Source organism: Pseudomonas sp. GW821-FHT03A09 (genome assembly GCF_059421065.1).
On sequence record NZ_JBWKUX010000003.1, the window covers coordinates 303,761 to 328,617 of the forward strand.

Sequence of the window (24,857 nt, forward strand, 5' to 3'; positions counted from 1 at the left end):
CGCAGGCAAGCCAGCTCCCACACAAACCCATACACACATTTGGATCTCCATTTATTTTGAGATTTTTACGAATCCTGGCTTGAGCCCGAACACTTCGACGCCCTGCACCGTCGACTGTCCCGTCTTCACCTTCACCCGCTCCACCGGCGTATCCATAGCCGCCCGATACTCCACCGTCATGTCCGGCTGGATCGCCTGGCTCGGGATGACAATCGCCTGGTCATTGTTGTAAGTCACGATGGTCAACCGTGCGCTCATCCCCAGGCGCACGCGTTGCAATTGCTGCGGTGTCAGCTTGGGGATCGACAAGGTCACCGGAAACTGCGCGCTGCCCTGGCTGTCACTGGCAATCGCCAAGCCGCTGACCACGCTGACGGAACCGGTCAAGCGCTCGCCATCGAAGCCGTCCCCCATCACTTCCACCGTCTGGCCCTGATGCAGTTGGTTGATGTCCAGCTCAGACACTTTGGCGACGATTTTCAGCCGTTCGATGTTAGCCAGGCCGAACAGTACCTGGCCCTGGCTGACCTTGCTGCCCGCCTGTACGGGCGTGGAGCTGGTGCTGCCGCCCTGGGGTGAGTTGTTGTTGCCGGGTGCCGGCACCACGATGCCTGAGAACGGCGCCTTGACTTCCTTGCCGTCGAGCAGCGTGTGCAGGGCGTCGTATTTCACCGTGGCGTTGGTCAACTCCATGTCCGCGATCTGGCGGTAGGCGCCTTTGCCCTGATCCAACGCTTGCTGCAGTTCGCTGCGGGCGGCGACGAGGTCCAACTGTTGTTGTTGAGTCTGTTGCTTGAGGTCATCGAGTTCATTGCGCGGGATGATGCCGCGCTTGAACAGGTTCTCGCTTTCGGTGAGCTTGCGTTGGGTGTTACCGGCGGTCATTTCGGCGGTGCGCAGGCTGCGGCGAGCGCGGCTGACGGCGGGGCTGCTGTCCCAGTCCTGCATTTCCTGTACGGTGCGCCTGGCCTTGAGCTGGGCGGAGAGGGCGTCGCGCAACTGAACTTCGAGGGTGGCCGGGTCCATGCGCAGCAACACTTGCCCGGCCTCGACGCGCTGGCCTTGCTCGACCAGGTTGGCCAGGACATTGCCGTCGAACGGTGCCGTGAGGGTCACCGTGGTGTCGGGCTCGATCTTGCCCACCAGGCCGATCTGGTGCACCAGCGGGTCCGGCTTCACCGCCAACCACTGCTCGGTCGGCGCGGGCGAGTCGGCGCCCGGGCTGCGCAGTGCCACCCCGGTCCCGGCCAGGAGCAGCACCAGAACAGCGCCGATCAAGTATTTTTTATTAGTAGTCATTGAGGGCGATTTCCCAACTTTCCAGCGTCATGCCCAGGGTCAAGTCAAGCTGGGTCTGGGCGTTCAAATAAGCGATCAGCGCGTTGAGCTGTGCGTTTTCGGCGTTGCGCAGGTCTGTTTCGAAACTCAGTACCTGGAAGTTGGTGGAGCGTCCGGCGCTGAGTTTTTCCCGCTCGATCTCGATCTTGCGCCGCGACAGTTCCACGGCGCGCTGGGAGATCTCATATTGGCGCCAGCGGGTGCCCAGGTCGCGCACCACGTCGTTGACGCTGCGCTCCAGGGCCTGGCGGGCGTCAGCGATGCGGATTTCCTGGTCTTCCACGTTGACCCGCGCACGCACCTCGGCCTGGCGCGTGCTGATGTCACCGATGGGGATCTGCACCTGCACACCGGCGTAGCTGTCCCACGTACGGTTGTTGGTGTTGCCGTTGTCGTTATTGTAGGCATCACGTATCTGGTTGGCCCCGGCCACCAGGTCGACTTGCCAGCGGCCGGAGTCCTTGGCGATGACCAGGTTCAGGTCCGCCTGCTGGCTGCCCAGCAGGGCGGCGAGGTATTCCGGTTGCTGGGCCTGGGCCAGGTTGAACGCCTGGCGCTTGTCGATGCTCATCGGCTTGGCTTCCAGGGCTTCACTGGCGCGGATTGGCGTGGACAAGTCCAGGGCCAGCAGCCGCAGCAGCGCGAGGCGGCTGGTATCCAATTGGTTCTGGGCTTCTTCCACGCCCAATTGTTGGGTGGCGATGTCGGCTTCGGTCTGCACGATCTCGAACTCGGCCATGCGCCCGGCGCTGATCAGCGCCTTGTTCACTTCCAGCAGTGTGCCGGAACGCTTGAGAGCGTCCTGCACGATGCTCAATTGTTCCTGGGCACGCAGCAGTTCGCGGTACGTGGCGATGATCTGGCTGATGGTCTGCGCGACGGTAGCCTTGAGGTTCAGGCGGTTGGCCTGTTCCGACAGGCGCGACAGGCGCAATGGCGCGGTGGTGGCGTCCCAGCCGGCGCCGCGCATCAGTGGCTGGATGATCGACAGGTCGAGACCATCACGGCGGTAGCGGCCGGCACGGTTGGCGTCGTTGAGTTGCTGGGTCCAGTTCATGCTCAGTCGGGTGCCGTACTCGCCCAGCAAGGTCGCGTTGGGTGCCAGGTTGGCGTTACGGGTGTTATCGGCCGAACCACGGGTGGCGCGGTAATAGCTGTTGAGGGTGAGCTTGGGATTGAAGGTGTCTTCGGCCACGCGCAAGTCGAACTTCTGTGCCACCCGTTGCAGGTAAGCACTGCGGATCGCCGGGTTATTGCGCAGGCCCAGGTACACCGCATCACCCAGGGTGATCGCGGTGACCTGGGCATTGAGCGACACGCCTCGGTCGTAACCACTGCGAGTAGTACTGGGGGCCGAAGGGTTGATCACCACGTCGGCTGCCATGCCGGGCAGGCTTACCAGTGCCAGTAACCATAACCACTTACTCATCGCGCAGGGCCTCCACTGGCTGCAACCGTGAAGCCGAGACTGCGGGGTAGATGCCAAAGAACAACCCCACCAGCAAGGTGCTGCCGACCCCCAGCGGCAGGGCGGCGACCGCCAGGGAAAACGCCCAGCCCGACAGCCAGGCGTAGAGCCAGGCTGCCGTCATGCCCAGCACCGCGCCGCACAGCGCACCGACAGCGGTCAGGGTCACGGCTTCCAGGAGAAACAGGTTGCGAATATCCCGCTGGCGCGCGCCCAGGGCCATGCGGATACCGATCTCGCGGCGACGCTCCGAGACATTCATCAGCATCACGTTCATCACGCCGACACCGCCGCCTACCAGGGAAATTGCCCCCAAGGCCAGCAACAGATAAGCAAAGGTGCGGCTTTGGCGGGTCATGCCATCGATCATTTGTTGGGGCACCTGGATGTCGACGTCATGGTCGGTGAGCTGGGTTTTCAGCGCGACGCGGGCATCCTGAGCGATACGCTCCATGTCCTGGCCCGGCGCGGCGCGGATAATCACGTTGCTGATCTGCGGGTTGGCGTAGATGCGGCGCATGCCTTCGGCGGGGATGAACAGCGACTCGTTGATCTGCACCGGAATCAGCAGGGAACGGGGTTGGCTGTTCAGGATGCCTACGATCAGGAACAGGTAGTCGTTGATGCGCACTCGATCGCCCAGGTTCAATGGGTCGCCGGGTTTGCCCAGGGCCTGGGCAAGTGGGGCGCCGATCACCGCGTAGGTTTCATTGGCGTCGAAACTCGACAGGAAACGGCCTTCTCGCAGGGTCAGGCGCATGGCGTCTTTGATATCCGGCGTGGTGCCAACGAAGTTGGCATTGACGGTGCGCCCGTGAAACACCATCGGGCCGCTGAACAGTGTGATCGCACCAATATGGGCAATGCCTGGCACCGTTTGACGCACGGCCTCAAGGTCTAGGCTGGCCCGCATGGTTGCACGGCTGTTGCCCTTGGGCGGGAATTGGGTGACCAGAGTGTCGGTGCCCATGTCCTTGAAAATCATTGCGGCGTCGGTGGCGGCGTTGTGGCCGATATTGATCAGCGCCACCACCGATGAACTGCCGATGACGATGCCCAGCAAGGCCAGGATCGAGCGTTTGCCCAGGGTACGCAGGCTGACGAATGCTTCATGCAGCAGTTGGCTCAGGTTCTGTTCGACCCGCAGGCTCATAGGCAACCAGCCTCATGCACCGCGCCATTGCGCACCAGGATCTTGCGCTCCAGGCGCTCGGCGATGTGGGCGTCGTGGGTCACGATGATCAACGTCACCTGTTGTTCGCGGTTGAGCGCCAGGAGCAGGTCCATGATTTCTTGGGCGGTGGTGCTGTCGAGGTTGCCGGTGGGCTCATCGGCCAGGATCACTGAGGGTTTGCCGACCAGGGCCCGTGCAATTGCCACCCGTTGGCGCTGGCCGCCGGAAAGGTCGGCCGGACGATGGTGGGCACGTTCGGCCAGGCCGACTTGTTCCAGCATGCGCAGGGCTTGTTCCACCGAGTCATGCCGCGATACGCCACGGTAGCTCAGGGGCAGGGCGACGTTGTCGAGGGCGCTGAGGCGCGGCAGCAGGTTGAAGCTCTGGAACACAAAACCGATTTGCTGGTTGCGGATCGCGGCCAGCTCATCGGGGGTGGCACTGAAAATATCGTGGCCGGCAAAGTGATATTGGCCGCAGTTGGGCAAATCGAGCAGGCCGAGGATATTGAGCAGGGTGCTTTTGCCGGAGCCGGAGGCACCGAGGATGCCGCAGCTGTCACCGCTGGCGATGGACAGGCACACATCATTGAGAATGGACAGTTCCTGCCCGGCGAGCTGATAGCGTTTGCCGATGCCTTGCAGGGAGATCAAGCCTGGGTGCGTGGGGGTATCTATCATCGTGACTACGCCTGCAGTCTCGACGGTGCCACTATGCCCCCGTAAATCTTTGTAACAAGTTCGGGAGCTGCCTGGTACGCGTCACGGACTGGTTTTATTTCTTGTTTTTAAAATATTGTTTGAATAGTAACCGTGTTCCACCGGCTCCGCCAGCCATCGAACTAGAGCTGTTTTACCCTTCAAAGCGAATGTGCGGAGGTTGGGTCCGGGTGGGTGAAAAAGCCCTTTGACTCGCCTCCATCGCCTGCTTATACAGGCTTTCCGTAGAATGTCGCCGTCTCAGGGACTTGCTTTCAATGGCATGCCCCGGTATAAAAAATCAAAATATTTTTTAAAACATTATTTCCCCAGTGGAACTTCTACCCCTATGGTCGCGAAGAAACTCAGCGCTCCAAACGTTACCAAGACTCGACTGCTGGATGCGACAGAGGCTCTCTTCATCAAATATGGTTATGACGCCGTCTTGTTACGGCAGATTACCGAGCGTGCCCAGGTGAACCTGGCTGCCGTGAATTATCACTTCGGGGACAAGGATTCCCTGATGAAAACCTTGTTGATGCAGCGCCTGGAGCCGCTCAACGAGCAGCGCTTGGAACTGCTCGCGCGTTGCGAGGCCGAATCCGACGGTCCGCTGGACTGCGACACGTTGCTCGGCGTGCTATTTGCACCGGCCATGGGCCTGGAACGCAGCGATCCGGCCATCGGGGAAGGGCGCTCCTTCATTCGTTTCCTGGGCCGTGTCTACAGCGACACATCGCCGTTTATCCAGGAATACCTCAAGGTGCATTACCAGCCGGTGTTCCAGCGTTTCTTCGAAGCCTTCGCCCTGGCCTTGCCGGACCTGCCGCGCAATGAACTGGGGGTGCGCCTGCAATTTGCGCTCAAGGCGATTTCCGGGGTGATGGCCGGTACTGAACTGCGCCTGTTGATGAACTCAATGAGCCTCGGTCGCCCGGCTACGGATGCCGAGGTGATGGCCAAGTTGATCACGTTGGTGTCGGCGGCGATTCGTGTGCCGCAGCAGAGCCCAGAGGCGGAAACCGCGCTGGCGCGGGTGCTGGATACCCAGCGCGCGATTCGTGAACAAGCGGCGGCGCCGGTCGCCAAGGCTTCGCGTTAAAGCAAATCCAAGGCAAAAAAAGCCCGCTGGGGCGGCGGGCTTGATATGCAACATTTGTAACGGATGAGGCTTCACACTACGGTTCGGAATGTGAATAAAGCGTGAAAAATATGTAAGAGAAAGTCCAATTTTTTATGCACTCGCAATCATTTGGGTAAACGGGCTTTCTACCACTTGTCGGGACTGTCATTTCTCACAGGTTACTGGGGCCCTTCCCGAGGTGTTTGATTTCTCCTGACGAGTCCTCGTTCAGGAGAGAGATGATGGCGACCAAGTCCCCCCGCGCTAAAAAAACCGTTGCAGCACAATCAGCGGAAGAAAACTCCAGCACAAACAATATCAAGGCAGCGGCAAAGAAAAAGTCTTCTTCGGCTCTCTCTACTGCATCCACGGGAAAAAAACGTCGCCCGTCTACCCCGCCCAAACCCCCCAGCGTTGTTGAAGACCTTGACTCTCCCTACCCGGCCCCCATGCGTGTCATACCGGTTCTTGGCGCAGCCTATGGCATTGGCCGTCGTCACATCAAAGATGGGTTGACCTACATTTTCGAGCGATGGACCAATTGTCTGGCCGGGGACGAATTTTTCATCTGGATGAACGGCATATTGATGGCCCAAGGCAAAGTGACGTCGGCGACTGAAGACGACTCGCAGTTCTATCTGGTTATACCGAGATCAAGCCTGCTTTTGTATTTTGTCGATAATGTCTACGGCGAGGTCCGACGTGTCGGTCCTGGTACGCCGAGTACTTCAGAGCCCCAGCGAATCCTGATTCTGGACAGTTTGCCAGGTGGGGAGGGTAACTGTGACGGTACGTATCACCGCGGCCTGACTTTTACGCTTTCCGACACAATCATTGACAGCGTGGTCGCCTCTCGGGGTGTTCAGGTGACGATCCGTGCATGGGTCAATATGCGCGTCAATGATTTGCCGATGTTCTATTGGGGACACTATCGTTATTTGCTCCCACAGATCCAGCCAGACGAAGTGGGGCGTGATCTGACATTTACTATAGAGCCTGCGTTTCTGCACGCCGCAGGGGATGGTCATTTTGTCGTGCAATTCTATTTGTATGACGAAGTGCTTGATGAGTCCGGCCCTTGCCATCGGTGGAGCAAGCCTATCCCAGTCAATGTGAGCCTTACTGATACGCTGCTGGATGAGCCGGAGATCGTCGAGGCCGACCCCGACTCATTGATATTGGAAGCCGATTCTCTGCACGGATTGCCAGCCACAGGGTCTGTATTTATACGTAGGAACCATCCGCAGTTCGTTGCAGGGGACCACCTCATCTGGACGGTAGAGGGCACTACGCCGGATGGTGAGGAGGTGGTATACAGTTTTCGCCTGCCCGTTGTGCTGGCCAGCTACAACGACCTATCAATCCCCAACGCCATTGTCCGGTCATTGATCCAGAGTACGCTGAGGATCTCTTACGTCAGGGAAAGAGACATGTTGGCTTCACGGTCAACGGTCTATGCGGTTGCAGGCATACGGTACACGCTGGGCGAGCCAGAGGTGCTTCAACGCCACGGACCATTTGTCGAACCGGATTTGCCCTTTATCACAGCGGCGATGCCCGACTATGCCCCACCCGGTAATGCGGGCGATGATTTGCAAGTGAATATTCTGGGCGAGCGCCTGGATGGCAGTGTAGAGCGGGTGTTCAGTCACCGGGCAGCGGGAACCCATCCGCGCTTTCGTGATTTTCCAAATTCCGACTACTCACCCTTTGAAGGGCTGCTTCGTACTCGGGTCTATTACGTAGTGACAGGCCCGGTCACCGTACGTGAATCCGAACGTCGATATATCCAGATCGGACGTACCGCGCGCACGCTGGTTGCACCGAACATCCGTGAGGCGGATGCCACCAAGAATATTGATCCCGCCGCAGTGGGCAGTGTGGCGACCTTTGAGGCTCGCGCGGAATTCAGGGCGGGTGACGAAGTCACTATCAAGTTTGTGGGCTCGGTGACAGGAAGTGCCACGATTGAGTACGTGCTAGCGGTTAACTCCAACCCTTTCCTGGCAGATGTCGCCAGGCAACTGATTCTCGACAACCTTGATGGCACACTCCGGGTCAGCTATGTGCGGCGGCGGTTTGGGGTGGATGAACTGTCTGAAGAGGTGACTTACACCATAGGCAGGGCATTGGGCGAGTTGTTCCTACCTGAAGTGGTAGAGGCTACAACAGAACCGGATGAGCTTGACCCCCGTCTGGTTGCGATTTCGGGTGCTACGGTGCGGTGCCGGTACGACTCACCCAAGGACGGCGATCAGGTCGAGGTGTGCTGGCGTGGCCTGGCGGGAGCCGGCACATACTTTGAAGCCAAGGATGCCCATAAAGGGGATACTTATGTTGATGTAATCGTTCCGCCCCCTGCCATTGGTTTCAATATCCATCCCTTGGGGCGGGATATCGACGTGTCGTTCAAGGTGATTCGCAATGGAGTCCCTACCGATTCGCCCGTACTGACGTTGAACCTGCTTACGCTGAGTCATCTGCCCGGAGCGAAAATCGACAGCATTGGTGATAGTGCCATTCTCGAGATACCGAAGTTGGATGACCTTGACCAGACCCGCGTTGCTCCGTGGGTGTATGCAGAAATCGGTCAGCGTATGTGGAAGCGTTATGAAGGTACGTTGGACACCGATGCGGTCTACCTTGAGGAGATCTATGTAGGTCGCGAGGTGCAGGCAGGGGATGTCAGCACCGGACCTGCCTCTTTTACGCCGGTCGGCAGGTTACGCCGTTTGAAAGAGTGGACGCCTCTAAGCATTTACTTCGGGGTAACGTTCAACCACAGCAACAATGTTGCCGACATCGTGTGGTTCGACACGCGTCACCATATGGTCCAGAAAGAGGACAATGTATTCCCCCATCCAGAAATCAAGTATGCGAACCCGGCCTCTGGTCCTGTCGTAAACATCAACCCGCTGACGGTTGAAAACAAATGCCAAGTGCTCGTGACCTACCCGAATATGAACGTGGGAGGCACCGACAAGATTACTTTGTACTGGATTCTTGAAGATGGCACACCCATTGAGGTGGGCACGTTGGACGGCCTGGACGGCGGTACGGTAACCTTCAATATCAACAATGATCTGGTTGGTTTGTCCATCCTCAGCACGATCCAACTGCAATATGAGGTGATTTTGGGTCGAGGCGGCGATGGGTCGTCGGAAGTGCAAAAGGTCAACGTTCAGGCAATTGCGCAAGCCAGCTTGCCCCGGGCGTTGATCAACCGAGTCGCAAATGGGGGAACGATAAACCCGGGCAGCTTGACCGGAAATGCGACGCTGACAATGGCCAAGTGGTCCTTCAGCCAGAAAGATCAAGTCGCCTGGCTGGCGCTGTCCGCTCCAGGTGCGGTGACGCAGAATTTGATGGTGGCGCGCCCAGTCACGCAAAACGAAGCCACCAACGGTTTTGCGAACATCACCGTACTGCGTAGCTGGCTACTGTCTATTCCGAACAATGGCACGGTAACAGTGACGCCCCATATCAATTTCCAGAAAAAAGCTGATAAGACGCGCGCTGTGGCATTTCCGACGACTCAGTATCGGATCACCCAGACCGCGCCGCTTGTTTTCAACCAGGCAAAGGTTTATCTGAACAAACAGACCTATTTACTTGCCGGCTACAATGTGTTTCCGACATTTGGTCCGGGCAATCAGGTACAACATGTAACAACTGGAGGGACCAAACCTTACGTTTACTCGACGTCGAATGATGGGGTCCTGGATGTGAACAGTGCTTCAGGGTTGGCAACCGTTCGAGGAAATGGCACTGCAGTTGTTACCGTTCGCGACTCGTCCGTACCGGTTCAGACACGCAGTTATACCGTTGTGGTGAGTGGGGTGATTTGGGCCTATGGGTTGGGCCGGGAACGTTTTGCCAACATTCGTGCCGCAGCCAGCAATACGGGAGGTCGTTTGCCCAGCCTTGATGAAGCACGCGCCTTACATGCCGCGTATGGAAACCGTTGGCCGATGGGGTTTGCCAACTATTGGACGGGAACGTTCTCCCACTCGTTCCTTTTCACCAACTACTACTACACCGTTAACCTCAACACGGGAGAGGTCCTGACTGAAAAAGACCATGTCTTTAGCGGCCACTGCAATGGCGTAGGGCTAAAATAGGGGCACTGCTACGCGGCTATGAGGGACGCACGGGAGGGGTTCAAGTGGGGCCTCTCCCTTCCCTGTCTGGAGGTCGTTATATCAAATCCTCCAACGGCTTGCGGTAGTGGCCAGCCGAATACGCATCGCGTCCACATTGCTCAACAATTGCAACGTCAACAACCGATACCCATCCAAAGCACCGTAGACCGGTGCATCCAGCGCAGGACTACTGTTGGAGATGTTCCCTGGCCGTTCCAAACGCTCCGCCACCCCCGACTTCAACGCCCGCGCCATCCCCACCAACTGCACACGTATCTGCCGATGCTCGGCCTTCAACATCATCTGCATGTGCTCTATCGCCTGTTTATCACGCGGGTCCGGTCGGGTATTGCCGAGAATCTCCAAGGTGCTGATGCACATGCGCAAGTGCCGCTGGATGGCATCCAGCTCGGTCACGGAAATCCGCACTTCCTTGGACACCGAGGGCATCAGCGAACGCAACTGCACCATTGATGCATTCAGGCGACTGAGCACCTTCACATGGTGATCATCGGTCACTGACTGGCCATTGATGATCCGGCTGTAGATCTCGGCACAATCACGCAACGCACTGGCCAGGTTGTAGCGCCACGAATACACCGCATACAGCGGCAGGGCGAACGAGAACGCCAGCGCCAGCACGATGCCGATCAGGATATCCACGGTGCGCCACAACCCGTCCGACACCGGGTTGTCCCCATGCCCTGCAACGATAAACACCGTGATCGCCGACAGCAGGGCGATGTACCCACCCTTGCCGATCGCGTGATAGGAAAAGAACCCGCACACCACTGACATCAACAGATAGGTCAGCAGCGGTTGCCCAAAGTAGGCCTGCTGTACCACCAACAACAAACCGACACTGGCGCCGATCAGGGTGCCATAGGCACGCTCCACGGCTTTCTTGCCAATATTGCCATGGTGCTGCAGCCCGCCGATCACGATCAGCATGGTCACCGATGCCCATTCACCGTGGGGCAGGTTGATGCCCGTGGTGAGCAGGATCGTTGCCAGCAAGCCGATGGACACACGCACGGCGTGGATCAACTTGGCATGGCGATAGCGGCGGTAGGGGTCGAGCAGTGGGCGCAGCAGGCGCCGGGCGAACAGGGGCAGGTTCATCGGTATTAAAATGACCTCAAAAATCAGGGCGTACGCGGTTCAAGTGTGGGAGGGGGCTTGCCCCCGATAGCAGTCTCTCAGTAACAGATAGGCTGACTGATCCACCGCTATCGGGAGCAAGCCCCCTCCCACATTTAAATCAGCATGCTTCTTAGAAGATGTAGTCGGTTGTCAGGAAGCTTGAGTCACGATTACGCAAGATGTCACTGACCAGCGCCTTGTTGCTCTCCTGGAACTTGGTCGCCACCAGCGTTCGGATCGAGAACACACGCAACGCGTCATGCACCGACAGCGTGCCCTCGGCCGAGTTCTTGCGCCCGTTGAACGGGAAGGTGTCCGGGCCACGTTGGCACTGGGCGTTGATATTGATCCGGCCGACCTGATTGGCGAAGGTGTCCACCAAGCGACCCACTTGCACGGCATCGGTACCGAAGATGCTCAACTGCTGGCCAAAATCCGAGTCCAGCACGTAGTCGATCACTGTTTCCAGGTCACGGTAGGGCACGATCGGCACCACGGGGCCGAACTGTTCCTCGTGGTACACGCGCATCTGCGGGTTCACCGGGTACAGCACCGCCGGGTAGAAGAACGAACCACGACTCTCACCGCCGTGCTCATTCACCACCTTGGCGCCGTGTTGCGCCGCGTCGGCTACCAGAGCGTTGAGATAATCCACCTTGCCCACTTCCGGCAATGGCGTCAGCGCCACGCCGTCTTCCCACGGCATGCCGGGTTTGAGGGTGGTCAGCTTCTGGTTGAATTTCTCGATAAAGCTGTCGACGACGTCCTCATGCACAAACAGGATTTTCAGTGCGGTGCAGCGCTGGCCGTTGAACGACAGCGAACCCGTGACAGCCTCGCTCACGGCGTTATCCAGGTCCACCTCGGGCAACACGATGCCGGGGTTTTTCGCATCCAGGCCCAGCGCCGCACGTAGGCGGTGTGGCTTGGGGTGCAGCTTTTTCAGGTCACTGGCGGCCTTGTTGGTGCCGATAAACGCAAAGATATCGATCTTGCCGCTGGCCATCAGCGCGCTGACGGTTTCGCGGCCACTGCCGTAGATCACGTTGATGACTCCGGCCGGGAAGCTGTCGCGGAAGGCTTCCAGCAATGGGCGGATCAACAGCACGCCGAGCTTGGCCGGCTTGAACACCACGGTGTTGCCCATGATCAGTGCCGGGATCAGGGTGGTGAAGGTCTCGTTCAGCGGGTAGTTGTAAGGGCCCATGCACAACGCCACGCCCAGCGGTACACGGCGGATCTGGCCGAGGGTGTCCTGCTCCAACTCGAAGCGGCTCGAGCGGCGGTCGAGTTCCTTGAGGGCATTGATGGTATCGGTGATGTAGTCGCACGTGCGGTCGAATTCTTTCTGCGAGTCCTTGAGGTTCTTGCCGATCTCCCACATCAACAGCTTGACCACCGCATCCCGCTGTTCACGCATGTGCCGCAAAAACGTTTCGACATGCTGGATACGCTCGGCGACGCGCATCGTTGGCCATTCACCCTGGCCACGGTCATAGGCACGCACGGCGGCATCCAGGGCGCTGAGGGCGGTCTCGGCATCTAGCAGCGGTGTGCTGCCGATGTGGACGCGCTCTTCACCGAATTGCACCGGGCTCTGCACTTTGGCCAATGGGCCGTTCCACACCTGCAACTGGCCATCGACCAGATAGTCACGCTGTTCAATGGGCGCCCCGAGCTGGAACTGCTCAGGAATCTCGGCGGCGGAGGCGGGAAACAGCTGGGCGAGCAGGTTACTGGTGGTCATGTCGCTACCCCTGGAATAGTTGCAAAACATGACTAGAGAGTCACTCAACAAGGGGTTCTATGGCAAGGCTTGTGCGCTTTGGCCTACGCAGGGCAGCGGGCGCCGGTTAAACTAGGCGCCTTTTTTGAAGGAGTTCTCATGAGTCAGTACCAGCCGGGCATTCTTGCCGCACCGGTGCCGTTGCAGGCACGCCATCTGTTTTTCGCCGTGGATTCCCTGGCCGCCGTGCCCGTTGCGCTTGATGCGCTGGTGCAGTTGACGGATGCGCAGGTGGTGGTCGGTTTCGGTGAACCGCTGGTCAACGCGCTGGACGCACAGGTTGATGGTTTGCGCAGTTTTCCCACCGTCAGCGGCCCAGGTGCGCACAACCCGTCCACTCAACAAGCGCTGTGGGTGTGGTTGCACGGCGTCGACCGTGGCGAACTGCTGTTGCGCAGCCGCGCCTTTGAAAAGGCCCTGGCCCCGGCGTTTCGCCTGGAACAGATGACCGAAGGTTTCCGCTACAAGACGGGCTTCGACCTCACCGACTATGAGGACGGCACCGAAAACCCCCACGACGATGCCGCCGTCGAAGCCGCACTGACCGACAGTGGCGCCAGCTTCGCCGCGATCCAGCAATGGCAACACGACCTCGATGGCTTCGCCGCGTTGCCGGCTCAGGAGCGCGATCACATCATTGGCCGCCGCCATGGCGACAACGAAGAACTCGACGATGCTCCCGCATCCGCCCACACCAAGCGCACAGCCCAGGAAAGCTTTACCCCGGAAGCCTTCGTGGTACGCCGCTCGATGCCGTGGGCCGAGAACGGCCAGGCTGGGTTGATGTTCCTCGCGTTCGGTCATTCGTTCGATGCGTTTGAAGCTCAACTGCGGCGCATGAGCGGCCTGGAAGACGGGGTTGTCGATGGCCTGTATCGCATCAGTACTCCCCTGACCGGGGGGTACTATTGGTGCCCGCCGATCAAGGACAGGCAGTTGGACTTGAGTGCGCTGCGTTAATCAGGCGCTTCAACCTAGAGGCGTATAACCGGCGAAACGGATGCGGGTGGCGCAAGGGGTAGCACCGGCTCCGGCACTGTGAGCCTGGGTGTCCCCGGCAACGACGTTTGAGGGGGCTCCACGGGCGCCAATGGCAGCGTATCGGACGCAGTGGTCTTGTTTGCGGCCGGCTCTGCAACACGCAAGTGTTCGGGGACCGGGTTCTGTAACGCTGACCATGCTGGGGTCAGGGACGCAATCGCTTTGGTCGTGGTTACTGGTGGAGTGGGGTCCTGCGCCTCGGCCTTCGGATCCGCAATCGCCAGGGCTGGCTTCGGCCCGGCGGCATTGGCGGGTGCCTGCGGCTTCGGCGCGGTGTCATCCACTTTGGACTTGGTCGGCTTGCCTTTGGTGACTGCTTCAAGGGCTTTGGTAGTGCCAAAAGCCGCCGCGCCTCCTGCGGCACCCAGAGCAACCGCTTTGGCGACTGGCACAGCGGCAGCCAAAGCGGCGCCAATGGCAGCGAGTATTGAAAACATAGGACGGGTCCTTTCATAAGTGTGGGAAAAACGATCCGAGACCGCATGCCTTAAGTGTTTATTCCGACCCGGCCGGTTCCTGCCATGCGTTCCAACTCTGTATCACACTGTGACCAGCATGAGACTCTATCGTGACCGCGACATGAAGATTGCGACAGCCGTGCAATCAGGCACTGAAAAAAATCCACGTTGCCCTTAACCTAGAAGCCTTTTGTCACCTGCACGGATTGTCCATGTCTTCTGTTGCCGATGGATTGCCCCTCAATAAACGCCTGCCGGCAGTCATCGCCATCTCCCTGGGAATTGGCATGGCGACGTTGGACACGGCCATCGTCAACACCGCGCTGCCCACCCTGGCAGAAGGTATTGGCACCGACTCGGCCTCGGTGATCTGGGTAGTGAATGCCTACCAGTTGGCGATTATCGCCACGGTGCTGCCGTTTGCTTCGTTGAGTGATGTGCTGGGGCATCGCAGGGTGTATCTCGGCGGGTTGCTGGTGTTCATCCTCTCGTCACTGTTTTGCGGGCTGGCGGATTCGCTGGTGACCCTAACCGTTGCGCGAGTAGTGCAGGGGTTGGGGGCAGCGGCGATCATGAGCGTCAATACTGCGTTGTTGCGGCATATCTACCCCTCGAAAATGCTCGGGCGCGGCTTGGGTTACAACTCGCTGGTGGTGGGGCTGGCGTTTACCCTCGGGCCGACCGCTGCGTCGGCGATTCTGTCGGTGGCGACCTGGCATTGGCTGTATCTGATCAACGTACCGTTGGGGCTGTTGGCGCTGGGCTTGGGCTTGCGTTCTTTGCCGGTACTGCCATTGACCGGGCATGCGTTCGACCGTCTTGCTGCGTTGTTGTGTGCCGGGTTGTTTGCTTTGCTGGTATTGGGGCTGGGTACGGCCGTGCATGGTGCCCAGGGCGCATTGACCTTGGGTTTGATTGCGGTAGCGCTGGTGTGTGGTGCGTTGCTGCTGCGCCGCGAGATCGGTCATCCGGCACCGATGCTGGCCGTGGACTTGTTCAAGCGCCCGGTGTTTGCCTTGTCATCCCTCACCGCGATCTGCGCGTTCAGCGCACAGGGGCTGGCCTTTGTGTCGCTGCCGTTCCTGTTACAGGCGGTGCTGGGGCATAGTCAAGTGGAAACCGGGTTTCTGATGACGCCTTGGCCGGCGGTCGTGGCCGTGATGGCACTGGTGGCGGGGCGCCTTGCCGATCGGGTGTCGCTGGCGGTGCTATGCGGCATCGGGCTGTTGATGCTTAGCGTGGGCATGGCCGCGTTGGCCACCTTGGGCAGTGGCGCATCGGCCTTTGATATCGGCTGGCGCATGGCGCTGTGCGGCGCCGGTTTTGGCTTTTTCCAGTCACCCAACCTCAAGGCGATCATGACCAGCGCTCCTTTGGCCCGCAGCGGCGGGGCCAGCGGTATCGTGGCGATCTCGCGGTTGCTGGGGCAGACGCTGGGGGCGTCGTTGGTGGCGTTCTGTTTCCATCTGTCCCTGGGCAGTGGCCCGCAGTACGCCTTGTGGCTGGGCTGCGGATTTGCGCTGGTGGGGGCTGTCGCCAGTGGGTTACGCCTGCTTCCCTATAGGAAAGCGCTGTGATTACGGCTACCGTGGCGAGCTGGATATTTCGGGATGTTTCAGATTTATGTCGAGCCAGGCCCAACTCACAGCTGACCGCACCTCCCGCCGCGCCGCGCTAACCCTTGCTTTATGCCTGCCCAGCGATGTGCTGCTTTACCTGCTGCTGCCCATGGAATCCCAGGCCTTTGGCATCACCTTGGCCCAGGCCGGAGTGTTGCTGGCGGCCAACCGGCTGGTGCGGATTTTCGGCTATCGCCATGTGTTGAATTTCTATGCGCGCAACGGTGACCGACTGACCTGCATGATCGCAGCGGGGGCGGCCACGGTCTGTGCCTTGGGCAACTCGATATTGTCGGGTTTCGCCGCGTTGCTGGGACTGCGCCTGATCTGGGGCCTGTGTTTTGCCGCGCTGAACCTGTCGACCCAGGTGCTGGCGACCTCGGAGCCCGCTGGAGCGGCGCGCCGGGCCGGGCGTTCACGGGCGATGATTGCCCTTGGGCCGATGCTGGCCTTGCCTCTGGGCGGCTGGCTGACCTTGTGGGCCGGGCCACGTCCGATCTTTCTGATTCTTGCCGGGTGCTGCCTGTTGGGCTTGTGGGCCGCGCGCGGTTTGCCTGTGGCCGGCCATGATTTGCACAGCTCGGGGCGCCGCTTCAAATGGCCCGACAGCGTGGCGACTTGGTCGTTTATCGAGGGCGTGGCGCTGGATGGGTTGTTTATCTTTGGCCTGTCGATCCAGGCGCAGAAGCTGCTCGGTGGCGATGCGGTGCTGATTGCCGGCGGCCTGATGGCCTTGCGGTATGCCTCGGAGATGCTCCTGAGCCCACTGGGCGGCCATGCGGCGCAACGCTTCGGTGCTACCTCGATGTTGTTGCTGTTTTCGTTCTTGAGCGCTTTGGCCCTGAGCGCGTTCGGCAGTTATTGGGTCATCGTCGGCGCGGCAGCGGTGCTGGTGCTGCGCGCACTGCAATTGCCGCTGGTGACCACTTTGGTGGCCGAGCGCAACCCAGGCTCGATGCGCGTGTCGGCGCTGGCCTCCAACGCGGTATGGCGGGATGTCGGCGCGGGCCTCGGGCCGTTGCTGGCGGGCCTGTTGCTGCCGGTGGCCTCGGCGCCCTGGGTGTTCGGCCTGGCCGGTGCGGCGATTGCGGTGAGTGCTGTGTTCTGCTGGCTCAGACGGGTTTAAGCGTATCCAGCCAGGCCGGGTCGAAACGGGTCTGCGTGGGGTCGATGCCTAACGCCTGCATCTTGGCCTTATGCGCCTCGATCTCACCGACAAGCTGCGCCTGGGCACTGGAATTGGCGTCCAGCTCATGCATTTGTGTCAGCCCCAGGTGGTAGAAGCGCAGCACCTTGATCGCTGTCGGGTCGTTGTTTTGTACGCGCTCGGTGATCTTGTGCATCACATTGGTCACGCTCATCAGGCAACGTTTGAGCTGCCAGCCGTACACCGCCGCTGCCAGCCAGGACTGGGTCCAGAACGGGCCGCGCACCAGGGCGACGGTGATCAATACGCCAGCCAATACGCCGCCGACATTGAAGCGGAAGTTGTCACCCCCGGTCTCACCGAACAGCATCACTGCCAGGCTCGACAGCAACATGGCCAGTGCCACGAACAGCACAGCGACGATCAGGGTGCTGCGGCGGGTCCGTTGGCGGAAGAGGGCGGGGTCGCAGGGTTTGAGTTCGAACATCCGGGCCAAGTCTCAAGAATAGGCGGGATGGCATCATCGCACGCTTGCGCAGGAAATCGTAAAGCAAGCCCCGCCAATGTGCGGGGCTCTGCTTATTTTGGCGCGATCCAGCTGACCTCAGTGATCCCGAACTTCTCCGCCGAGGGTCGGGTGGTTTTCTTCACCTGTTCGTGACCCACGCGGCCAATGCGGCTGACATGGGCAATATCGGCATCGACTGCCGCCCAGTGCCAGGCTTCGGCGTTGTTCATGACTTCTGCACGTACTACAAAGGACTTCGGCTGACCGTGCAGCTGGTAGTGAATGGTGTAGATTTTTGCGGTACTCATGTTTCCCCCCTGTCTTGTTATAGATGGATAGGTTGGCGTTCAAAAAGGTTCATTCAAAATGACAAGAGGTGAGCAGGCGCGGCATAGTGACGCCTTCGCCACGCGCTCAAGGATCGCGCCATGCCGCACCCCACTGACAGCCGTCTGACCCACAGCCAGCTTTACTTGCAACGCGTGGGCTACGATTCACCCCCGCCGCCGACCCTTGAAACCCTGCAAGCGCTGCAACTGCGCCATGTGTGCACCTTTGCCTTCGAAAGCCTGTCCACATTGCTGCACGCGCCGGTACCCATCGACCTGCCCAGCGTCGAGCAGAAAGTGCTGTTCGACGGGCGCGGTGGCTATTGCTATGAGCTGAACCAGATGTTCCTGGCCCTGTTGCAGGAACTCGGCTTCGACGCACGGGGCATCACCGGCCGCGTAGTGCTGGGCGGGCCTGCGGATGCGCACACCGCGCGTACCCATCGCATGAGCCTGGTGACCCTGGAGGGCGTGCGCTACATCACCGATGTCGGCTTTGGCGGCATGGTGCCCAGCAGCCCGTTGCACCTGGACACCGAGGCGGTGCAGGCCACGGCCCACGAACCCTATCGCCTGACGTTCGACGGGCAGGGCAGCTACACCCTGTGGGCGCTGGTCGCCGAGGAGTGGCGTGGCCTGTATGTGTTCGACCTGCAAGTGCAGGCGGCAATCGACTACGAAATCGGCAACTGGTACGTCTCTACCCACCCGGACTCAGTCTTCCTCGGCCAGTTGAAAGCGGCGCGGTTGGCGCCGGGCAAGCGCTACACCCTGGCCAACGCCAACTATGCGGTGCATTGCCTGGACGGGCCCAGCGAAAAGCGTGTGATCGACACGGCCGATGAGCTGCAAGTGCTGCTCGGTACGACGTTTGGCATTCGCCTGCCGACGCACCCACAACTGCGTGAAACCCTGGAGCGGCTAGTGAAGCCCTGACTGTCCGCACAAGCCCCCTTTGTGGCCCCCAAAACCCTCAACCCAGGACGGCCGGCTGCCTTAGTGTGGAATGCACTTTCCACAGCATAAGAAGAGAGGGTGGCCATGCGTCGCATCACATTACTGTTGGCTGTGCTTGGCCTGCTAACGGCCTGTGACGACACCGCCAAACATCCCTCAGAACGCGCCGCGGCGGCGACAGCCATGCCCGCCGACCCGGCGCTCGCCCAGGTCTACGACACCAGTTGCAAGCTGTGCCACGCCAACCCGGCATCGGGTGCCCCCCTGGCCGGTGATCGTGCGGCCTGGAGCCCACGCGTGGCCCAGGGCTCCGACACGCTGCTGGATCACAGTATCAACGGTTACAACGGCATGCCACCGATGGGGCTGTGCATGCAGTGTTCCGAAGAGCAGTTCCTGGCGCTGATCAGCTTTATGGCCGGTGTTCAACTCCAACAATAAAAAGAGGTGGTGGATGGCGCTTTCACGGCGGCAACTGTTGCAACGCTCAAGCATGGCCGGTGTTTTTCTGGCGCTGGCCGGCAACCCGGTGTTGGCGCAATTGGCGCGTGCGCCGCGGCTGATTCCGTGGCGCAACTGGTCGGGGGCGCAAACGTGCCTGCCGCTGGCCCGCCTGGCCCCCAAAGACCTGGATGAGCTGGTGCAGGTGATTCGCCAGGCGCCGGGCAACATTCGGCCGGTCGGTTCGGCGCACTCGTTCAGCGCCCTGGTGCCGACTGACGGCACGTTGCTCTCCCTGAGCTACTTCAACGGCTTGCTGGAGCATGACCCCGCGACCCTGCAAGCCACGTTTGCGGCCGGCACGCCGATGTCACGCATGGGCCCGGCGCTCAAGGCCGTCGGCCAGGCGCTACCGAACATGGCGGATATCGATTACCAGACCCTGGCCGGTGCCATCTCCACCTCGACCCACGGCACCGGAGTGGGCTTTACCTCGTATTCGGGTTGCGTCACCGGGTTGCAGTTGGTGACGGCTCAAGGCGAGGTGCTGGACTGCGACGCCCAACGCCATCCCGAAGTGTTCAGCGCCGCTCGTGTTTCCTTGGGCGCCCTGGGCGTGACCACCCGAGTCCGCTCGCAGAACCGTGCCCCGTATCGCTTGCGCGAACGCCAGTGGATCGCCAAGACCGAAGAGCTGCTGGAAGACGTCGCCAAGAACACTCGGGAGAACCAGCATTGGGAAATGCTGGTGGTGACCCATTCCGACTACGCGCTGTCCATCGCCCTCAACGAAACCACTGACCCGGAAACTCCGCCGGTCGATCCGGCCGAGGCGGGCGGTAATGAGTTTGTGTCGATCATCGAGAAACTTGACAAGTACGTCAGCGATTTTCCAGACACCCGCCGCACCTTGCTCAACAGCCTGCGGCTGTTTGCCAGTTTCGAGGACCGCGTGGCTGAGTCATTCCAGGTGTACGCCAATGTGCGCACTGTGCGCTTCAACGAAATGGAATACTCGGTGCCCGCCGAGCATGGCCCGGCCTGCCTGCGAGAAATCCTCAAGCTGATCACCGACAAAGACCTGCGTACCTGGTTTCCCATCGAGTACCGCTACGTCAAGGCCGATGACATTCCCTTGAGCATGTTCGAAGGTCGCGACAGTTGTTCGATCTCTGTTCACCAGCATTACACCATGGACCACCACAACTTCTTTGCCGCCGTGGAGCCGATCTTCTGGAAGTACGCTGGTCGGCCGCACTGGGGCAAGTTGCACACCCTCAACGCACGCGCGCTGCAGCCGCTGTACCCGCGCTGGGAAGAATTCAGCCGCGTGCGCCGCGAGCTGGACCCCACGGGGAAATTCCTCAATGCACACCTGTCATCCATCCTGGGGGTGGCCTGATGAAACGCCGACATTTTGTCCTGGGCACCGGTGCCGTATTGGTGGCCGGTGCCTGGCTGCTGCGTCCGAGTGATCGCGGCGGCCCGTATAACGAATATTTCCGCACCCTCAATGAAGAGCTCAAGGCCCATGGACCGATGCGCCCGGTGATGCTGATCGACCTGGACCGCCTGGATCACAATATCGACGTGGTGGCACAGTCGGTGCAACGTGGCGGCAAGCATCTGCGTCTGGTGGAGAAGTCATTGCCGTCGCCCGGGCTGCTGGCCTATATCGCCAAGCGCTCAGGTACGCAGCGCTTGATGTCGTTTCATCAACCCTTTCTGAATCACGATGCCCAGGTGTTCCCCGGGGCGGATATCTTGATGGGCAAGCCGTTGCCGGTGCGATCCGCCGAGCTGTTTTACCAAACTCATAAAGGACCGTTCGAGCCGTCGCGCCAGTTGCAGTGGCTGCTGGATACGCCCGAGCGCTTGCAGCAATACCTGCTGCTGGCCCAAGGGTTGGGTGCGCGGTTGCGGGTGAATATCGAGCTGGATGTGGGGCTGCATCGCGGTGGTGTCGCGGACAATACGGTGTTGGGGCAGATGCTCACGCTGATCAATGCCCACCCGCAGCACCTGGAGTTTGCCGGGTTCATGGGCTACGACCCGTTTGTCGGCATGGGCGTGCCTGGCATCCTCGGCTCGCCCCAGGCGCTGTTTGAGCAGGTGATGCAGCGTTACAACGGTTATGTCGACTTCACCCGCCAGCAGTTTGCCGGGTTATGGCGTGAGGGACTGACCTTGAATACGGCCGGCAGCCCGAGTTATCGCATCCATGAGCAGGAAACGCTGAGCACGGAAGTGTCGGTAGGCACGGCGCTGCTCAAGCCCACCCATTACGATCTGCCGTCCCTGAGTGAGCATGTACCGGCGGCGTTTATCGCAACGCCCGTGCTGAAAAGCACCGGGCCGGTGAATATTCCGGCGCTGGATGGTAAGTCGCGGGTGTTTTCCTGGTGGGATGCGAACCAGCGTGAGACGTTCTTTATTTATGGCGGTAACTGGATGGCGGAGTTTGAGTCGCCCCAGGGGCTGCAAAGCAATGGAGTGTATGGGCGCAGCTCCAATCAGGAGATGGTCAATGGTTCGCCTGCGGTGGGGTTGAACATTGAGGACCAGGTGTTTTTACGACCCACCCAGAGTGAGTTTGTGTTGTTGCAGTTTGGGGATTTGCTGGGGGTGCGGGGTGGCAAAATCGTAGAGACCTGGCCCGTCTACACCTGACGGAATGGTTTCAAGTGTGGGAGGGGGCTTGCTCCCGATGGCGGTGTATCAGTCAGCTCATCAGGTGACTGAACCTCTGTCATCGGGAGCAAGCCCCCTCCCACATTTTGAATGTAGGTTCACAAGGCAAATGGGATCGTGAGCTTGGCCCACAACATATCGCCTTCCGGCCGGTTCTTTACATCAAACTCCTTGGCCCAGCGGATCTCGGCGCTGGCGTATTTGAGGAACGTGAAATACAGCGCCGGGCCAATCGCGAACACTTGGCCACGTACGCCGTCAGTCACGTCCTCGCCAAAAGGGTTCACCACGGTGTGACCGTACTGCTTATCGTCGGTGGTCTGTTTGAGGTAATAACCATTGATGCCCAGGCTCAGGTTGTCGGTCACCTTGTAGCTGGCCGAGTAGTCGAAGTGGAAGATCTGTCCGGAGCGGTAGTCGGTGTCGTGGTTTTCTTCGTTGAAGCTGTAGGTGGTCTTGATCGACAGCTCGGTGCGTGGGTTGGGCATCCAGGTTGCCGAGACCAGCGGTTTGTAGGTGTAGAAGTTGTTGCTGGTGTTGGCCAGGCGCGTAGCGTCGTATTCACCGGTGGGCAGGGTGATTTCCACGGCGGCCGCCAGGGTCAGATTCTTGCCCATGTCCCACAGGATGATCGGTGCCAGGGTGGTGTCGCCCATGCTTTCGCGGGTATCGGACATGCCGAACAGCGACACCTGCTGCTTGAGGTAGGGCTGGGCGATGTAGCCGCCGAGGCGCCCGCCAAACACGCGTACGGGGCTCAGGTAGTCCAGGCGCGGGATGATCGCGTCAGACTTGATGCGTACCTCGGATACCTTGCCACCCAGGGAGCTGATGTCGAGTTTGCGTGCCTGATAGTGGTTGTAATACAGGTTGAAGGCGAACATGTGGTCCGGCAGGTTGTTCACATCCAAGGGCAGGATGTAGAAACCGTCGGTGCCGGGACCGATGTTGTCGACACCGCCTTCGGTGGCCAGGGCCGGTAGGCTGATCAGGCTCAACAGCGCGAGTTGCAGCGGATGAAGTGCACGGGTGGGGTTCATGTCTGGCCTCATTATTATTGTTAGGGCACTGCTACCCATAGAAATAAGCCTTGGGCGTTCGTCAGGGCAGGGTTTTGGCGGCCAGATAAGGGGGCTTTGCCGGACAGCTTTCACTCAGGATGCAGCGATTCTTGCAAGCGCCTATGATTGTCAGAATGTTTCTAAAACAAGAACTGAAGTACTCAGTCGGGAACCTGTAGACCATGCAAAGGAAAGTCGTTGATCCGCAGTTCGAACTGGCGCTGGTGTCGCCGTTCCTGTTGCAAACCCTGGGGCAGGTAGCGGCGCAGAAGGGCGTGGATGCTGACACCCTGTGCCGTGGCTTGGGCTTTACCCTGGTGGATCTGGATGATCCAGCGCAGCGCATATCCTATCGCCAGGCGGTGGCGATGATTCAGCGCGCACTCAAAGCCTTGCCCGATCAGGGCCTGGGCCTGTGGGTGGGCCATCAGAATGTATTGGGCACTTTAGGGCTGCTGGGGCATGTGATTTCCCTGTGCAAGACCCTGCGCGATGCCTTTGCCATTGGCGAGCGGCATCAGCACACCTCCGGCGGTATCGCCACCACCCGCACCCATGAGAACGCCCAGGAAGTCTGGGTGGATGTGGAATGCCTGCTGCCTTACGCCGACGTGCAGGTGTTTGCCGCCGAAGAACTCTTCGCCAGCCTCATGGTGTATGGCCGCGCGTTGGTGGGGGACGGCTTCAAGCCCCAGCGGTTGGAGTTCGTGCACGCAGCGCCGCCTTATGTCGCCGAGTATCAATGTCTGTTTGGGGCCGATGTGCGTTTCGGCTGCCTGCACAATCGCATGGTGCTGGCGCCACACTGGCTGGACATGCGCTTGCCCAACCATCACCCCTTGGCACTGCGACAGGCCCTGGACCTACTGGAGTTGGAGAGCGCCCAGTTGCACCAGAAGATGGACCTGATCCAGGCCGTGGAGCGCGCAATCTCCCGAGACCTGCAAGGCAGCCAGCTGGAGAAGGTCGCCAGTGACCTGAACATGAGCGGTCGCACCCTGCGCCGACGCCTGACCGAACACGGGCTGACCTTCGAGGCGCTACTGGAGCAAGTACGTCGCGCTCGGACCATGGGTTTGCTGGGTAATCCTGGATTGTCTATCGAACGCATCACCGAAGCCGTCGGCTACAGCGACGTGCGCAGTTTTCGGCGGGCGTTCAAGCGTTGGACGGGGGTGAGCCCCAGTGCGTTTCGGGGTGATGGAGGAGGGGTGGCATGAGTTGAAGCCCCGAACCTGCCGGGGCTATTGGTTCAACCCAGTGCAGCGAGTTGCGCCACGGTTTCCGGAAATCGCGCCACCAGACGAATCAAGGTGGCTGCCTGGGCATTCGGCTTGGCCCGGCCTTGTTCCCAGTTTTCCAGGGTACGGGTATTGGTGCGCAGGTACATGGCGAACACCGACCGGGAGAGGTTGAGCTGTTGGCGTACGGCAACCACTTCTTCAGCCGTGAGCGGCGGCAGTTTGTTGAGGTGGACTTTGTGGGTCCGTAGGGTGACTTTGCCTTGGCGCTCGTCGGCCAGGGCGTCGAAGCCTTCGACCAATTCAGAAAATATTTCACGCTTCATGTTGTGTTCTCGCTTTGATTTCCCTGTCCAGCCGCTCACTACAAGAGTCCTTGCGATGCCGCTCGAAGGCCGGCAGTTCGATAAATAGAGCATCCATGTTCTGTACGTAGCCTGCGTAGAGTTTGGTGGCCCACCTGCTGATGGTCAAGTGACCCCGCTGTGGGAG

The 24,857-nt window shown here is 60.0% G+C and carries 20 protein-coding genes; 10 read left to right on the plus strand and 10 right to left on the minus strand.

Annotated elements, in window-relative coordinates; genetic code table 11:
- Positions 1-51 precede the first annotated feature (51 nt).
- The 4 genes from AC07V4_RS06660 to AC07V4_RS06675 are packed head-to-tail and all read right to left on the minus strand — an operon-like array spanning position 52 to position 4,660.
- Positions 52-1,299, minus strand: a complete 1,248-nt coding sequence (locus AC07V4_RS06660) for an efflux RND transporter periplasmic adaptor subunit (protein ID WP_492635488.1) — start codon at positions 1,297-1,299, stop codon at positions 52-54.
- The gene (locus tag AC07V4_RS06665) at positions 1,289-2,767 is read right to left on the minus strand and encodes a TolC family protein (RefSeq protein WP_492635487.1); all 1,479 of its coding nucleotides are present in this window, start codon (positions 2,765-2,767) and stop codon (positions 1,289-1,291) included. Before AC07V4_RS06665 ends, AC07V4_RS06660 begins: the two co-directional genes overlap by 11 nt.
- The gene (locus AC07V4_RS06670) at positions 2,760-3,959 is read right to left on the minus strand and encodes an ABC transporter permease (RefSeq protein ID WP_492635486.1); all 1,200 of its coding nucleotides are present in this window, start codon (positions 3,957-3,959) and stop codon (positions 2,760-2,762) included. Before AC07V4_RS06670 ends, AC07V4_RS06665 begins: the two co-directional genes overlap by 8 nt.
- Complete coding sequence (locus tag AC07V4_RS06675) at positions 3,956-4,660, minus strand: ABC transporter ATP-binding protein (RefSeq protein WP_492635485.1); 705 nt, start codon at positions 4,658-4,660, stop codon at positions 3,956-3,958. The genes AC07V4_RS06670 and AC07V4_RS06675 overlap by 4 nt, the downstream gene beginning before the upstream one ends.
- A 367-nt stretch (positions 4,661-5,027) precedes the next feature.
- On the opposite strand from AC07V4_RS06675, the gene AC07V4_RS06680 reads away from it, so the two are divergent.
- Together AC07V4_RS06680 and AC07V4_RS06685 are read left to right on the plus strand one after the other, a co-directional pair.
- Complete coding sequence (locus tag AC07V4_RS06680; protein ID WP_492635484.1) at positions 5,028-5,780, plus strand: TetR/AcrR family transcriptional regulator; 753 nt, start codon at positions 5,028-5,030, stop codon at positions 5,778-5,780.
- A 263-nt stretch (positions 5,781-6,043) separates the two neighbouring features.
- Positions 6,044-9,922, plus strand: coding sequence for an immunoglobulin-like domain-containing protein (locus AC07V4_RS06685; RefSeq protein ID WP_492635483.1), 3,879 nt, complete (start codon positions 6,044-6,046; stop codon positions 9,920-9,922).
- 81 nt (positions 9,923-10,003) lie between these two features.
- On the opposite strand, the gene AC07V4_RS06690 is transcribed toward AC07V4_RS06685, so the two are convergent.
- Positions 10,004-11,065 (minus strand): FUSC family protein, encoded by a 1,062-nt coding sequence (locus AC07V4_RS06690; RefSeq protein ID WP_492635482.1) that lies wholly within the window; start codon positions 11,063-11,065, stop codon positions 10,004-10,006.
- Positions 11,066-11,216: 151 nt separating this feature from the next.
- Positions 11,217-12,833 carry an NADP-dependent glyceraldehyde-3-phosphate dehydrogenase gene (locus AC07V4_RS06695; RefSeq protein ID WP_492635481.1) on the minus strand — a complete coding sequence of 539 codons (1,617 nt, stop codon included), beginning with the start codon at positions 12,831-12,833 and terminating at the stop codon, positions 11,217-11,219.
- A gap of 138 nt (positions 12,834-12,971) precedes the next feature.
- Here AC07V4_RS06695 and AC07V4_RS06700 point away from each other — a divergent pair, with 138 nt between their 5' ends.
- The 3 genes from AC07V4_RS06700 to AC07V4_RS06710 all read left to right on the plus strand — a co-directional run bounded on the left by AC07V4_RS06700 (position 12,972) and on the right by AC07V4_RS06710 (position 17,116).
- Positions 12,972-13,832, plus strand: a complete 861-nt coding sequence (locus AC07V4_RS06700; protein ID WP_492635480.1) for a Dyp-type peroxidase — start codon at positions 12,972-12,974, stop codon at positions 13,830-13,832.
- A gap of 751 nt (positions 13,833-14,583) precedes the next feature.
- Positions 14,584-15,948, plus strand: a complete 1,365-nt coding sequence (locus AC07V4_RS06705; RefSeq protein ID WP_492635479.1) for an MFS transporter — start codon at positions 14,584-14,586, stop codon at positions 15,946-15,948.
- 46 nt (positions 15,949-15,994) lie between these two features.
- The gene (locus tag AC07V4_RS06710; protein WP_492635478.1) at positions 15,995-17,116 is read left to right on the plus strand and encodes an MFS transporter; all 1,122 of its coding nucleotides are present in this window, start codon (positions 15,995-15,997) and stop codon (positions 17,114-17,116) included.
- Here the strand turns inward: AC07V4_RS06710 and AC07V4_RS06715 are convergent.
- Both AC07V4_RS06715 and AC07V4_RS06720 read right to left on the minus strand, forming a co-directional pair.
- The gene (locus tag AC07V4_RS06715; RefSeq protein ID WP_492635477.1) at positions 17,103-17,624 is read right to left on the minus strand and encodes a DUF3087 family protein; all 522 of its coding nucleotides are present in this window, start codon (positions 17,622-17,624) and stop codon (positions 17,103-17,105) included. The genes AC07V4_RS06710 and AC07V4_RS06715 overlap by 14 nt on opposite strands.
- Positions 17,625-17,716: 92 nt before the next feature.
- Positions 17,717-17,953, minus strand: a complete 237-nt coding sequence (locus tag AC07V4_RS06720; protein ID WP_492635476.1) for a DUF6555 family protein — start codon at positions 17,951-17,953, stop codon at positions 17,717-17,719.
- Between the two features lie 120 nt (positions 17,954-18,073).
- On the opposite strand from AC07V4_RS06720, the gene AC07V4_RS06725 reads away from it, so the two are divergent.
- The 4 genes from AC07V4_RS06725 (at position 18,074) to AC07V4_RS06740 (ending at position 22,042) form a co-directional block, all read left to right on the plus strand.
- The gene (locus AC07V4_RS06725) at positions 18,074-18,910 is read left to right on the plus strand and encodes an arylamine N-acetyltransferase family protein (RefSeq protein WP_492635475.1); all 837 of its coding nucleotides are present in this window, start codon (positions 18,074-18,076) and stop codon (positions 18,908-18,910) included.
- A gap of 105 nt (positions 18,911-19,015) precedes the next feature.
- Positions 19,016-19,372 (plus strand): c-type cytochrome, encoded by a 357-nt coding sequence (locus tag AC07V4_RS06730; RefSeq protein WP_492635474.1) that lies wholly within the window; start codon positions 19,016-19,018, stop codon positions 19,370-19,372.
- Positions 19,373-19,445: 73 nt separating this feature from the next.
- Positions 19,446-20,774, plus strand: a complete 1,329-nt coding sequence (locus AC07V4_RS06735; protein ID WP_492635712.1) for a D-arabinono-1,4-lactone oxidase — start codon at positions 19,446-19,448, stop codon at positions 20,772-20,774.
- 59 nt (positions 20,775-20,833) lie between these two features.
- The gene (locus tag AC07V4_RS06740) at positions 20,834-22,042 is read left to right on the plus strand and encodes a DSD1 family PLP-dependent enzyme (protein WP_492635711.1); all 1,209 of its coding nucleotides are present in this window, start codon (positions 20,834-20,836) and stop codon (positions 22,040-22,042) included.
- Positions 22,043-22,161: 119 nt separating this feature from the next.
- On the opposite strand, the gene AC07V4_RS06745 is transcribed toward AC07V4_RS06740, so the two are convergent.
- Positions 22,162-23,103, minus strand: coding sequence for a SphA family protein (locus AC07V4_RS06745; RefSeq protein WP_492635473.1), 942 nt, complete (start codon positions 23,101-23,103; stop codon positions 22,162-22,164).
- A 203-nt stretch (positions 23,104-23,306) separates the two neighbouring features.
- Between AC07V4_RS06745 and AC07V4_RS06750 the strand changes: the two genes are divergently transcribed.
- Entirely contained in the window at positions 23,307-24,344 is a 1,038-nt protein-coding gene (locus AC07V4_RS06750; protein ID WP_495029359.1) for an AraC family transcriptional regulator, read from the plus strand.
- Between the two features lie 32 nt (positions 24,345-24,376).
- On the opposite strand, the gene AC07V4_RS06755 is transcribed toward AC07V4_RS06750, so the two are convergent.
- On the minus strand, positions 24,377-24,691 hold the full coding sequence (locus AC07V4_RS06755; RefSeq protein WP_492635472.1) for a helix-turn-helix domain-containing protein: 315 nt from the start codon (positions 24,689-24,691) through the stop codon (positions 24,377-24,379).
- Positions 24,692-24,857: the final 166 nt, after the last annotated feature.